The sequence below is a fragment of the Hyphomicrobium sp. NDB2Meth4 genome (assembly GCF_900117445.1).
Lineage (GTDB): Bacteria > Pseudomonadota > Alphaproteobacteria > Rhizobiales > Hyphomicrobiaceae > Hyphomicrobium_A.
In genome coordinates this window covers 141,509-155,006 of sequence record NZ_FPEJ01000005.1, presented here as the reverse complement: position 1 = coordinate 155,006, position 13,498 = coordinate 141,509, and the positions used below count along the sequence as shown (strand labels likewise).

The following is a 13,498-nucleotide window of genomic DNA, read 5'->3' as shown; positions in this document are numbered from 1 at the left end:
TTATTTCGTGGAGCCTTGCCGCGTTGTTGCGCTGACCGGCTCGACACTCTGGCAGCGACTGACCACCCCGCAGGGTAGGCCGTGCATGCCTGCGATCTTCCCTAGACTTGGGCTGTCTGCCACCTGTTTCTGCGGCTTGTGACCCACCCTTATGGTCAGTAGCTTTACTCGACGCGCGGCCTTCTGTCACGCGGCTTCATGCACGCGAACCAAAAAAATTTCGCGCCATCGTGAATGTGCAATTCGCGCGTGCAATCAATGCTGCGGCGCACCCAGTTGAGACGGCGGACGGCGGGCTGCGATGTCACGCGCATGTGGCGGCCGCATGCGCACAAGACGTTCGGCGCAGCATGTTGCCACCCGCACGGATTAACGCTACCAGCCGCATCGACGGGGGTTTGCCCCCGTCATGTCCTTCCATCGCGCCTTCGGGCGCTTCGCTGATGCTGATCAGGCCCACCATGCGCCTTACCCATTTTGCCCTACCCAAGCTGCGTGCAACGCGATGCGTGATGATGTGGGGTGGGCGATGAGCAAGCGCGCGCTACCCATCTCCCGCGAGCAGAACTTCCCCGAGTGGTATCAGGCGGCGGTGCGCGACGGCGACATGGCCGAGACGAGCCCGGTGCGCGGCTGCATGATCATCAAGCCGTGGGGCTGGGGCGTGTGGGAGCGCATCCAGGCCGAGCTCGACCAGCGCATCAAGGATACAGGGCACGAGAACTGCTATTTCCCGCTGTTCATCCCGATGAGCTTCATCGCCAAGGAGGCGGAGCACGTCGAGGGCTTTGCCAAGGAGATGGCGGTCGTCACCCACCATCGCCTCAAGAACGTCGGTGGGGAGCTGGTGGTCGATCCGGCGGCAAAGCTGGAAGAGCCGCTGATCGTCAGGCCGACGTCGGAAACGATCATCGGCGATGCGTTCCAGCGCTGGGTGAAGAGCTATCGCGATCTGCCGCTACTGATCAATCAATGGGCAAACGTGGTGCGCTGGGAGATGCGCACGCGTCTGTTCCTGCGCACGGCCGAGTTCCTCTGGCAGGAGGGGCATACGGCGCACGCCGATCGCGATGATGCGATGGCCGAGACGCTGAAGATGCTCGAGGTCTACCGTGAGTTCGCCGAGGGCGTGCTGGCGATGCCGGTGATCGCCGGCGAGAAACCTGCCAACGAGCGGTTCCCGGGCGCCGACAACACCTATTCCATCGAAGCGATGATGCAGGACGGCAAGGCGCTGCAGGCCGGCACCTCGCATTACCTCGGCACCCACTTCGCCGAGGCACAGAACATCCAGTATCAAAATCGAGAGGGGCAGCTCGAGCACTGCCACACGACGAGCTGGGGCGTCTCCACGCGGTTGATCGGCGGTGTGATCATGACGCACGGCGACGACGACGGGCTCAGGATGCCGCCCAGGATCGCGCCGCGCCAGATCGTCATCGTGCCGATGCTGCGCGACAAGCCCGAGGACAAGGAACTGCTCGATTATTGCGCGGGTCTGGAAAAGGACCTCAAGGCGCAGGGCATCCGGGTGCTGGTCGATGCAAAGCCGACGAAGTCGGCAGAGAAGCGCTGGAACTGGGTCCGCCGCGGCGCTCCCGTCATCGTCGAGATCGGCGGCCGCGATGCCGCCGGCGGGAACGTCACTTATATGCGCCGCGACAAGCTGCGTGACGGCGACAAGATCGCCTCCCACACGCAGCCGCGCGAGGCGTTCGTTTCAGGGGCTCCTGCGCTGCTGGACGACATCCAGGCCAGCCTCTTCGCCGAGGCCAAGGCGCGGCTCGATGGCAACATCGTTACCGACATCAAGACCTTCGATGCGCTGGCGGACTACTTCGGGGCTGCTGAGGCCGACGACGAAGGCGGGGCCTTCAGGGGATGGGCGTACGTTGCCTGGTCGAAACCCGAGGGGGCGGTGCTGGAGGAGATTGCCGAGCGCCTGAAAGCGCTTAAGCTCACAATCCGCAATGCGCCACTGGGCCAGAAGCCGGCGGAGGGGGCTTGCCTTTTCACCGGCAACCCGGCGAAGGAATACGTACTGATCGGGCGGGCCTACTGACCGGGGTAGTCAGTGGCCGGGCGGTGACAGGGCCTCCGGGCCCGGTGCGCCGCAACGCAATCTAGCCCGAATGCCGGGGTAGCTCTCCCCGGCCAAGGCGATCGAGGGAGTACGTGGGGGATGACGGCGGCCGCTTCCGATACCAAGCCGTTCGCGCTGTTCGAGTGGATGTTAGCGCTGCGCTACCTGCGGGCGCGGCGGAAGGAAGGCTTTATTTCCGTCATTGCCGGGTTCTCGTTCACCGGGATCATGCTGGGCGTTGCCACGCTCATTATCGTCATGGCGGTGATGAACGGCTTCCGCAATGAGCTGTTCTCGAAAATCCTGGGCCTCAACGGGCACATCATCGTCAACAAGATCGGCGGCTCGTTCGACGACTACGATGAAGTCGCCAAGCGCATCAAAGAGCTGACGGGCGTCAAGGCGGCGATGCCGTTGATCGAAGGCCAGGTGATGGTTTCATCAGCGGTGCAGGCGACGGGCGCGCTGGTGCGCGGCATGAGCGAGGATGGTATGCGCTCGCTGCCGCTCGTGGCGGACAACATCCGCTTCGGATCGCTCGATGGGTTCGGCGAGGGAAGCGGGATCGCCATCGGCACGCGGCTCGCCAATCTGCTGCGCGTGAATGTCGGCGATACAATCACGCTGGTTTCGCCACGTGGTGCGACGACGCCGTTCGGAACGGCACCGCGTACCAAGCCGTACAGGATCGCCGCCCTGTTCGAGATGGGCATGGCGGAATACGACCGCACCATGGTGTTCATGCCGCTCACAGAGGCGCAGCGGTATTTCTCGCGCGGGCCGGAAGTGGACGCGATCGAAGTGGTGGTCGATCACCCTAACGACGTCGACTATTACCTGCGCGAAGTGAAGCGCGTGGCAGGGCCGGTCAATCACGTGTCAGACTGGCGGGCGCGCAACGAGACGTTCTTTACGGTGCTCGAGGTCGAGCGCAACGTGATGTTCATCATCCTGTCGCTGATCGTGCTGGTGGCGGCACTCAACATCATTTCCGGCCTGATGATGCTGGTGAAGGACAAAGGGCGTGACGTTGCCATCCTAAGAACCATGGGGGCGAGCCGGGGCTCCATCATGCGCGTGTTTCTCATCACGGGCGCGTCGATCGGCATTGTCGGGACGCTTGCCGGGCTGGTCCTCGGCATTGTTTTCTGTCTCAACATCGAGAGCATCCGCGAACTCGTCTCGTGGATGACCGACACGACGCTGTTCGACCCGAACGTCTATTATCTGACGCGCCTGCCTGCCGACATGGAGCCTCGCGAGACGGTTTCCATCGTGCTGATGGCGCTGGCACTATCCATCTTCGCCACGCTCTATCCGTCGTGGCGGGCGTCAACTCTCGATCCTGTAGAGGCGCTGCGCTACGAATGAGCGACCGTCGCATGACAGCACTGGTTGAGGAGCTGCAAGCCTTGCGAGAGAACGGGCAGCAGACTGCCACCGCACAGCCGGTGTTGCGGCTCGACAAGCTGGTGCGGGTGTTTCACCAGGGTGAGCGGCGCATCGCGGTGCTGAACGGGGCGAGCGTAGACATCTATCCCGGGCAGGCAGTAGCGCTGGTCGGCCCGTCGGGTGCGGGCAAATCCACGTTGCTGCACATCGCGGGCCTGCTGGAGACGCCCGATGAAGGGCAGGTCTTCATCCAGGGGCGCGACTGCTCGCGCATGAACGATGCCGATCGCACGCGCGTGCGGCGGGCGAAAATGGGCTTCGTCTATCAGTTCCACCAGCTGCTGCCCGAGTTCACGGCGCTGGAGAATGTGGTCATCCCGCAGCTGATTTTAGGCCGCAATCGCAAGGTGGCGGCGGAGCGGGCAAGGCAGCTTCTGACGTCGCTGGGGCTCGGTGAGCGCGTCGAGCACCGCCCCGCTGAGCTGTCGGGCGGCGAGCAGCAACGAACTGCAATCGCGCGGGCGCTTGCCAACGAGCCGCGCCTGTTGCTGGCGGACGAGCCGACCGGCAACCTCGACCCGCATACGGCCGAGCATGTGTTCGACGCGCTGGTGCACCTCATCCGCACCACGGGCGTTGCGGCGCTGATCGCCACGCACAATCTCGAAATCGCGCGGCGCATGGACCGCGTCATCACGCTGAGCGAAGGCCAGCTGGTGGAGTTGGAGCCGGCCTCGCTGCGCTGAACCGACTGCCCCACGCGGAATGCAGTGTGATGGGGAGAGGGGATGAGAGCGCTTGGGCGGCGCGGGGTAATGTCCTAAATCTGGTGGCATGAACGCTCCGAGTCGTATGCCGAACGATGGTCAGCCTGCCGTGCCGGCGCAGCCGCGCTTCGTGCACCTCAAGGTGCATTCCGCCTATTCGCTGCTCGAGGGTGCGCTGCCCATCGGTAAGCTGGCGAAGCTGGCGGAAAAGCTCAACTTCCCGGCGCTAGGTCTCACCGACACGAACAACCTCTACGGTGCGCTCGAATTCTCCGACAAGCTGGCGGGCGCGGGCATCCAGCCAATTGTCGGTGTCAGCCTGACGATCGACTTCCAGGACCGGCGGCATGACGCGACCGAGCGCGGCGCGCCGATCGCGCAGGGGCCCGGCGACGGCAACATCGCTCTGCTGGCGATGAATGAGGCGGGATACGCCAACCTGCTGAAGCTCGTCTCGCGCGCACATCTGGAATCGCCCGACGTCGAAGCGGCATACTCGACCGCGGAGATCCTCAAGCAGCACACCGACGGGCTGATCGTGCTGACGGGCGGCCCGGATGGACCGATCGACCGGGCATTGCGCGACGGCCAGCACGGATTGGCAGAGGGCCGGCTCGATTTGCTCAAGTCGCTGTTCGGCGACCGGCTCTATGTCGAGATCCAGCGCCATGGCCTCAAAAGCGAGCACGACGTCGAGCCGCAGCTGCTGCAGTTCGCGTATGCCAAACACATCCCGATCGTTGCAACCAACGAAGCCTATTTTGCTTCGCCGGCCGACTATGAGGCGCACGATGCGCTGCTGTGCATCGCCGATGGGCGCTATGTGGTCGAGGACAACCGGCGGCGGGTGACGCCCGAGCACGACTTCAAGAGCGCCGAGAAGATGGTGGAGGTCTTCGCCGACCTTCCCGAAGCGCTCGACAATACCATCGAGATCGCCAAGCGCTGCGCCTTCCGGCCTCGCGGCAAGAAACCGATCCTGCCGCGGTTCGTGGCGGCCGATCAGGACCTGACGCCTGAAGAGGTCGCCAGGCTCGAAGCGCAGGAGCTGCGCCGGCAGGCGGCGGCGGGCCTGGATGCGCGCCTCGCCGTCTCGCCGCTGGCGGAAGGCTTCACGCGCGAAGATTATGACAAGCGTCTGGCCTACGAGCTCGACGTGATCGAGGGAATGAAGTTCCCCGGCTACTTCCTCATCGTGTCCGACTTCATCAAGTGGGCGAAGTCGCAGGGCGTGCCGGTGGGCCCGGGCCGCGGCTCGGGTGCGGGCTCGCTGGTTGCCTGGACACTGACGATTACCGACCTCGACCCGTTGCGGTTCGGGCTGCTGTTCGAGCGCTTCCTCAATCCCGAGCGCGTGTCGATGCCGGACTTCGACATCGACTTCTGCCAGGATCGCCGCGATGAGGTGATCCGCTACGTGCAGGGCAAGTACGGTCACGACCGGGTCGCGCAGATCATCACGCACGGAAAGTTGCAGGCGCGTGCGGTGCTGCGCGATGTGGGCCGCGTGCTGCAGATGCCGTACGGGCAGGTAGACCGGCTGTGTAAGCTTGTGCCGAACAACCCGGCCAATCCGGTGACGCTGCCCGAGGCGATCGAGAGCGAGCCGAAGCTGCAGGAAGAGATCGCGCGCGATCCGATGGTGGCGCGTCTCGTCGAGATATCAAAAACGCTCGAAGGACTTTACCGCCACGCATCGACCCACGCTGCCGGCATGGTGATCGGTGACCGGCCGCTGGTCGAGCTGGTGCCGGTGACGCGAGACGCGAAGACCAACTCGCCCGTCACGCAGTTCAACTGGAAGCTGGTCGAGGCGGCCGGCCTGGTGAAGTTCGACTTCCTCGGCCTCAAGACGCTCACCGTGTTGAAGAAGGCGGTGGAGCTGGTGAAGCGCGGGCGGGGCATCGACCTCGATCTGACCAAACTGCCGCTCGACGACAAGAAATCCTACGAGTTGCTCGCCAAGGCCGATACGGTCGGCGTGTTCCAGCTCGAAAGTACGGGCATGCGCGAGAGCTTGAAGCGGCTGAAGCCGGACCGCTTCGAGGACATCATCGCCATGGTGGCGCTCTATCGCCCGGGCCCGATGGACAACATCCCGACGTACATCAACCGCAAGCACGGGGAAGAGCCGGTCGACTATCTGGACCCCATGCTCGAGGGCATCCTGAAAGAGACCTACGGCGTCATCATCTATCAGGAGCAGGTCATTCAAATCGCGCAGGTGATGGGCGGATATTCGCTCGGCACCGCTGACCTTCTGCGACGCGCCATGGGTAAGAAGGACAAGGCCGAGATGGCGCGCCATCAGGCCAAGTTCGTGGAAGGCGCAATGGAACGCGGCGTCGCCAAGGCGAAGGCTGCGGAGATTTTCGAGCTGGTCGACAAGTTCGCAGGGTACGGCTTCAACAAATCGCACGCCGCCGCGTATGCGCTGGTCAGCTATCACACGGCGTACATGAAGGCTAACTTCCGCGAGGAGTTCCTGGCGGCGTCGATGACGCTCGACATGTCGAACACCGACAAGCTCGCGATGTTCGCGGCCGAGGCGCGGCGCAGCGGCATCACCGTGCAGCCACCGTGCGTCAACGCTTCGGAGGTGGACTTCCTCGCTGAGGCTTCGAAGGTGGAAGGCAAGCTCGGAGCCATCCGCTATTCGCTGGCGGCGTTGAAGAACATTGGCGCGACGGCGGTGGCGACGATTGTCGACGACCGCAAGAAAAGCGGGAAGTTTGCCTCGCTTGCCGATTTCGCCGCGCGGCTCAACCCAAAGGCGCTGAACAAGCGCGGCATCGAAACTCTGGCGGCCGCCGGCGCATTCGATGCACTGGAGCCGAACCGCGCACTCGTTGCCGCCAACGTCGATCAGATCCTCGAATTGGCGCAGCGGATGGAGCAGGAGAAGTCCGACGGGCAGGCCGATTTCTTCTCGCTCGGTGGTGGTGGCGCCAAGTCGGGGCCGCTGCTGCAACTGCGCCCAGCGATGGGCTGGACGCCGATGGACAAGCTCTCGCACGAGTTCGATGCGGTGGGCTTTTATCTTTCGGGGCATCCGCTCGATCAATACGAGCAGGCGCTGCACAAGCTGGGCGTGAAGCGCTACGTCGAGTTCGAAGCGATGACGGAGCGAGGGGCAACGAACGGCGCACTTGCCGGCATCGTCATCTCGGCGCGCGAGCGCAGATCGCAGAAGGGCAACAAGTTCGCCTTCGCGCTGTTTTCCGATACAACCGGACAGTTCGAGGCGGTGATCTTTTCCGACACGCTCGCGGCTGCTGGCGATCTGCTGGAGCCGGGCACGCCGGTGAAGCTGTCGGTGTCGGCGGAGCGCGACGGTGACACCGTGAAGCTGCGCGTCGAGAGTATTCAGGCGCTCGATGCGGCGGTGGCGGCAGTTCAGGGCGGGATCAAGCTGATGCTCGACCGGCGCGCGATCGAAAAGAATCCTGGCGCGATTGCCCAGCTCAAGGCTTTGCTAAAGCCGGGCAGGGGTGAGATTCGGTTGGGCCTCGAGCTGGCCGATAGAGGTAAGGCACTCGAGATTGGTATTCCGGGGCGGTACGATGTATCGCCGAATGCAGTTGGCGCACTGTTCACAGTGCCCGGCGTTGTCGAAGTATTAGATATCTAAACGTACCCTCAGCCCTAGCACCTGATCGATACAATTTGCGCAAAAGGGCTCGTCATCGTGCTTCGTCCAGCTATCGCCGCTGCATTGCTGCTCGCGCTGCATTCTTCGCAGGCGGGTGCTGTCTCATCTTCCTCGTCGCAGGCGCAGACTGTCGCTCCGGGGAAGGCCATCGCCACTTATTGTCCGCGGGCGCTGCATCGTGCGACGCGGCTCATCATCGTGACGGTTCCCAATATGTCGTCGGTCAAGGCGACGCTGCACACGTTCGAGCGCCGCTCGCCGGCGGATGCATCGTGGTTGCGCGCCGGGCCGCCTGAGGATGCTGTGGTCGGGGCGGCGGGCGTCGGCTGGTCGGAAGACTACGATTACCTCGCCAAGAAAGACGAGCCGCAGAAGGTCGAGGGCGACAAGCGCACTCCCGCGGGAATTTTCCGTGTTGCCGGGCCTTTCGGTTTCGAGACGAGCAAGCTCGCGGGGTATACGCGACTTGCCAAGGACAACAGCTTCTGCGTCGCCGATCCGACGTCGCGCTACTACGGGAAGATCGTCGGCAAGGGCGTGGCCAAGTACGTGAAGGCCAGCGAGGACATGTCGGCCTCGCCGGGCCTGAAGCGCGGGATGATCGTCGATTATCCGGCGCGGCGCGGGGCGAAGGCCGGAAGCTGCGTCTTCATCCAGATATGGGAAGGCGAGACGGCCGGCACGAATGCGCGCATCGGCATGCGCGAGGAGCGCTTGACGGTGCTGCAGAAGTGGAGCGCGCAGGGCTTCACTGCGATTGCCATTGTCTCGGAGGACGCCGCGGGCCGCTTCAAGGGTTGCCTGCCGATAAATTCCGCGACGAGCAGCTATGAGAAGCCGGCAAGCGTGCCGGAGCCCAATCCGCGGCGCGAGCAGACGGCTCCCAAAGAGCAACGCGCGGATCTTGGAAAGTAAGTCTGTCTGACAGGGGCTTGGAGAGGCTTGGTGTGCGGCATCCGCCGCGCAAGCTAATGGCCGCCCCACAGGCCGCGGGGCGCCCTGCGCCTACACGAAGCGGTCGTAGAGGGTGAGGGCGATCTCAACGGCGATCAGCGCGATGATGTACCACTCGAGGCGGTGAGAGGTGCGCGTCGCGAAGAGGTCGGTCAAGGTGTCGGCTGTGCCGCGGATCACCTCCAGCTTGCGCGAGATGGCGCGTCCGCGCTGGGGCAGATCGTACTCGTCGACGAGGCGGGCCCAGAAGCGCTCCAGTTCGGGGTGGTCCCACAACACGTCGGGCTTGTCGTCGAGGTCGACGCGGGCGGCGAGCCGCTGCTGCAACAACAGGGCCTCGCCGATCTGCTCGAGCAGTGAGCCCTGGGGCTCGCGGGGCAAGAGGCGCTGCTTCAGCGACTGGGCAACCTCGTCGATGCGCTCGAAGGCGGCAGCGAGGCGGCGCTCGTCATAGGCGAAGGCGACAGTCATTGCCATCGCCTCGGCGACGAGCAGGAGCCGATCTGGATCAGCGGATTTGATCTGCAAGTCGCCGGCGAGCGTCAGGAGGCCGTCCTCCTCGGGCTTCACGACGAGGCGCAAGGTCTCGGTCTCGCGCTCCAGCAGGGGGGCGATGATGCGGTCGTCGAGGCCGCGGATCAGCTGCTCCTCGTCCACGGGGTTCATGCCGATGAAGACGGCGGCGCCGGATTTGAACAGGACGGCGATGCCTTCGCCGCTGGTGCGGAAGGCCAGGGGGGTGGTCGAGAAGGCGTCGTCGCGCTCGAGGCCCTTGAGGTCGATGCGCTCACCAAGTTGCAGCGCGCGTACGTTTATGACTTTGTTGCTCATGCGACTTTCCGGAACCTGCGGGCGTTAACCGACGCTACGCGGGGGTAAGCTTGTCATTTCGGAGTGTACACTCTATAAGCGCGCCCATCTCACACGCGGACTTCGTCGTCAGAGCGGATTGAAAGCCCCGTTCGGCGCTCCGGTGGAGCACCCCTTGGCTAAGGGGGCGCTCTTCTAAGGTTCGCGGAGGATCAACCGGAAAAAGGACTACCCATGACGCTTCCTGCGTTCAATATGCGTCAGCTTTTGGAAGCTGGCGTGCACTTCGGTCACCAGTCGCACCGCTGGAACCCCAAGATGGCGCCCTTCATCTACGGCGCCCGCAACAACATTCACATCATCGACCTGACGCAGACGACGCCGATGCTGCATCAGGCGCTGCTGAAGATCTCCGACACCGTCGCCCACGGCGGCCGCGTTCTGTTCGTCGCCACGAAGCGCCAGGCCTCCGACTCGATCGCCGAAGCCGCCAAGCGCAGCGCCCAGTACTTCATCAACCACCGCTGGTTCGGTGGCACGCTGACGAACTGGAAGACGATTTCGCAGTCGATCCGCCGCCTGCGCCAGCTCGACGACATTCTCGCCGAGCCGCATGGCCGCACGAAGAAGGAAATCCTCAACCTGACGCGTGAGCGCGACAAGCTCAATCAGGCTCTGGGCGGCATCAAGGACATGGGCGGCACGCCTGACCTTCTGTTCGTGATCGACACGAACAAGGAAAGCATCGCCATCCAGGAAGCCAAGAAGCTGGGTATTCCGATCGTCGCCATCGTGGACACGAACTGCGATCCGGACGGCATCGACTTCCCGGTTCCGGGCAACGATGACGCCGGCCGTGCCATCACGCTCTATTGCGACCTGATCGCCCGCGCCGCTCTCGACGGCCTGGAGCGCAGCCAGTCCTCGGCTGGTATCGACGTCGGTGCTTCGGAAGCGCCTCCGGCCGAGGATCTGCCGGCAGCGTTCCGCGGTATCGAAGCTCCGCGCGGCGAACCGGACGACCTCAAGCGCATCACCGGCATCTCGCCGAAGCTTGAGCAGCGCCTCAACGACGCTGGCGTCTTCCACTATTGGCAGCTTGCCGACCTCGATCCGGAGCAGACCGGTGCGCTGGACCGGAAGCTGAAGCTGAAGGGCCAGATCGAGACCGAGAAGTGGTCCGAGCAGGCGAAGAAGCTGGTCGAATCGGCCGCTGCCTGACGAAACGGCCGCCATGTGCGGCCGCTTCACCATTGTGCCAACCCGCGGGCGCCATGCTTTGAGCGATGGGCGCCCGCCAAGCTAATGAGCTGATCAATGACGACGATTACCGCAAACCTCGTCAAAGAGCTGCGCGAGAAGACCGGCGCCGGCATGATGGACTGTAAAGCCGCTCTCACCGAGGTGAAGGGCGACATCGAGGCGGCCATCGACTGGCTGCGCAAGAAGGGCCTTTCCAAAGCTGCCAAGAAGGCCGGCCGCGTCGCCGCCGAGGGCCTGGTCGGCATCTCAGCCGACGGGAAGTCGGGTGCTGTCGTCGAGGTCAACTCGGAGACGGACTTCGTTGCCCGCAACGAGCAGTTCCAGGATCTGGTGACCAAGGTCACCGCGCTCGCCAAGGAAGCCAACGGCAGCGTCGAAGAGCTGCTGGCTGCCACGTTCCCCGGCAAGTCGATCTCGGTCGAAGACCAGGTGAAGGAACTGATCGCCACCATCGGCGAGAACATGAGCGTGCGCCGCACGGCGAAGCTCGAAGTGCCGGAGGGCGTCGTCGGCTCGTACGTGCACAGCCAGGTGGCGCCGGGTCTGGGCAAGATCGGCGTGCTGGTCGCGCTGGAGTCGCCGGGCAAGAACGCCGATGAGCTGGCTGCCCTCGCGCGCCAGATCGCCATGCACGTTGCCGCGACGAACCCGGTTGCTCTCAACCTAGAGGGCGTTCCGGCCGAGACGCTGGAACGTGAGAAGGCGATCCTCGCCGACAAGAACCAGGGCAAGCCACCGCAGGTGATCGAGAAGATCGTCGCTTCCGGCATGAAGAGCTACGGCAAGGACAATTGCTTGCTGGAGCAGTCCTATATCCACGATCCCTCGAAGAGCGTGGCTCAGGCTGTGAAGGATTCGGAAGGCAAGGTCGGCGGTCCGATCAAGCTCGTCGGCTACGTGCGCTATGCGCTCGGCGAAGGCATCGAGAAGAAGGAAGACGACTTCGCCGCCGAAGTCGCTGCTGCCGCCGGCACAGCAGGCTGATAACACGAAACTTTTCAAGGGCGCGTCCTCGCCGAGGGCGCGCTCTTTTGCGACTGGGTGCGGATCGGCCCTAGGCGAATCCGCTCCGGGTGCGCTAGCTAGGTGCGATCATCAGCCGGCAACGGCGACCAGCTGCGCCGCGATAACGAGGAGGCAGTCATGGCAGCTCATGCAGCAGCCGGGGGAGCGGAGAGCCAACCGCTCGTCTATAAGCGGCTACTCCTGAAGCTTTCTGGCGAAGCGCTGATGGGGCAGGGCGCCTTCGGCATCGATATGGCCGTTTGTGAGCGGCTCTCGCGGGATATCGCTGAGGCTTTGGCGGCGGGTGCGGAGATCGCGGTCGTCGTAGGCGGGGGAAATATCTTCCGGGGCCTCGCGGGCGCAGCCAAGGGGATGGAGCGGGCCACCGCCGACTACATGGGCATGCTGGCGACGGTGATGAACGCGCTGGCTCTGGAGAACGCGCTCAAGAATTCCAACGTTGACGCTCGCGTACTGTCCGCCATTCCCATGCCGACGGTGTGCGAGAGCTATGTGCGGCCCAAGGCTCTACATCACATGAACGCCGGCCGGGTGGTGATTTTCGCTGCCGGGACGGGAAATCCGTTCTTCACCACGGATACGGCCGCGACGCTGCGCGCCATCGAGATGGACTGTCAGGCCGTTGCGAAGGCGACCCAGGTGGATGGCGTCTATGACAGCGATCCGCGCAAGAACCCTAACGCGCTCCGGTATGACCGGCTCGGATATGCCGAGGTTTTAGCGCGTGATCTCAAGGTGATGGATGGTGCCGCGATCGCGCTTGCTCGCGACAACGCACTTCCGGTAATTGTCTTTTCTATCGAAGAGCCGGGCAACCTTCTCAAGGTTCTGCGCGGCGACGGGCGGGCAACCGTCATCGAATGAGCGGCGGCGCAGGGGCTACTGCGCGCTGCGGAAGAATCTTGACCCCAATCGGCCGGCAGTGGAGCCGCTAAAAGCTTCCAACACGGCCGCCCAAGGAGAAACCCATGTCGACCGGTTCCTTTGACCTCAACGATCTGGAGAAGCGCATGCGCGCTTCGCTCGATGCGCTGAAGCGCGAGTTGTCGGGGTTGCGCACGGGACGCGCCAGCGCGCATCTGCTCGATCCGATCCAGGTGCTCGTCTATGGCTCGCGCATGCCGCTCAACCAGGTCGCGACGGTCTCGGTGCCGGAGCCGCGCACGATCTCGGTGCAGGTCTGGGACAAGAGCAACGTCTCGGCGGTCGACAAGGCGATCCGGGAGTCGAACATCGGCCTCAATCCGGTCGTCGATGGTACGCTGCTGCGCCTACCCATTCCGGCGCTGACGGCTGATCGGCGCAACGAGCTCGCCAAGCTCGCCCACAAGTACGCCGAGCATGGCCGCGTCGCCGTGCGCAACGTGCGCCGTGAGGGCATGGATCTTCTCAAGAAGCTGGAGAAGGACGGCAAGATCAGCCAGGATGACCACCATAAGTCGTCGGCGAAGGTGCAGGAGCTGACGGACCGTCTGATCAAGGAGATCGACGAGACGCTTTCGGCCAAGGAAGCCGAGATCCATAAGGTTTGAAGGCTTTGATCAAAGTGGT

10 protein-coding genes are annotated in these 13,498 nt (G+C 63.9%); 9 read left to right on the top strand and 1 reads right to left on the bottom strand.

Translation table 11 applies throughout. From position 1 onward, the window contains the following. The first annotated feature begins 529 nt into the window (after positions 1 to 529). From proS to NDB2M4_RS09565, 5 genes are all read left to right on the top strand, one after another. Entirely contained in the window at positions 530 to 2,062 is a 1,533-nt protein-coding gene (gene proS, locus NDB2M4_RS09585; RefSeq protein ID WP_072373870.1) for a proline--tRNA ligase, read from the top strand. A gap of 120 nt (positions 2,063 to 2,182) precedes the next feature. After that, entirely contained in the window at positions 2,183 to 3,454 is a 1,272-nt protein-coding gene (locus tag NDB2M4_RS09580) for a lipoprotein-releasing ABC transporter permease subunit (protein WP_072373868.1), read from the top strand. Between the two features lie 11 nt (positions 3,455 to 3,465). Beyond that, the gene (locus NDB2M4_RS09575) at positions 3,466 to 4,221 is read left to right on the top strand and encodes an ABC transporter ATP-binding protein (RefSeq protein ID WP_083556203.1); all 756 of its coding nucleotides are present in this window, start codon (positions 3,466 to 3,468) and stop codon (positions 4,219 to 4,221) included. A gap of 88 nt (positions 4,222 to 4,309) precedes the next feature. After that, positions 4,310 to 7,873, top strand: coding sequence for a DNA polymerase III subunit alpha (gene dnaE / locus NDB2M4_RS09570; protein ID WP_139247178.1), 3,564 nt, complete (start codon positions 4,310 to 4,312; stop codon positions 7,871 to 7,873). Between the two features lie 57 nt (positions 7,874 to 7,930). After that, positions 7,931 to 8,809: a hypothetical protein gene (locus NDB2M4_RS09565; protein WP_072373862.1), complete on the top strand. Its 879-nt coding sequence runs from the start codon at positions 7,931 to 7,933 to the stop codon at positions 8,807 to 8,809. Between the two features lie 90 nt (positions 8,810 to 8,899). Here the strand turns inward: NDB2M4_RS09565 and NDB2M4_RS09560 are convergent, their stop codons facing one another. Next, positions 8,900 to 9,679, bottom strand: a complete 780-nt coding sequence (locus NDB2M4_RS09560) for an RMD1 family protein (protein WP_072373859.1) — start codon at positions 9,677 to 9,679, stop codon at positions 8,900 to 8,902. A gap of 213 nt (positions 9,680 to 9,892) precedes the next feature. Between NDB2M4_RS09560 and NDB2M4_RS09555 the strand changes: the two genes are divergently transcribed. From NDB2M4_RS09555 to frr, 4 genes are all read left to right on the top strand, one after another. Further along, positions 9,893 to 10,879 carry a 30S ribosomal protein S2 gene (locus NDB2M4_RS09555; protein WP_072373856.1) on the top strand — a complete coding sequence of 329 codons (987 nt, stop codon included), beginning with the start codon at positions 9,893 to 9,895 and terminating at the stop codon, positions 10,877 to 10,879. 96 nt (positions 10,880 to 10,975) lie between these two features. Further along, positions 10,976 to 11,905: a translation elongation factor Ts gene (tsf, locus tag NDB2M4_RS09550; RefSeq protein ID WP_072373853.1), complete on the top strand. Its 930-nt coding sequence runs from the start codon at positions 10,976 to 10,978 to the stop codon at positions 11,903 to 11,905. 159 nt (positions 11,906 to 12,064) lie between these two features. Further along, on the top strand, positions 12,065 to 12,811 hold the full coding sequence (pyrH, locus tag NDB2M4_RS09545) for a UMP kinase (protein ID WP_072374965.1): 747 nt from the start codon (positions 12,065 to 12,067) through the stop codon (positions 12,809 to 12,811). Between the two features lie 104 nt (positions 12,812 to 12,915). Next, the gene (frr, locus tag NDB2M4_RS09540) at positions 12,916 to 13,479 is read left to right on the top strand and encodes a ribosome recycling factor (RefSeq protein WP_072373850.1); all 564 of its coding nucleotides are present in this window, start codon (positions 12,916 to 12,918) and stop codon (positions 13,477 to 13,479) included. Positions 13,480 to 13,498: the final 19 nt, after the last annotated feature.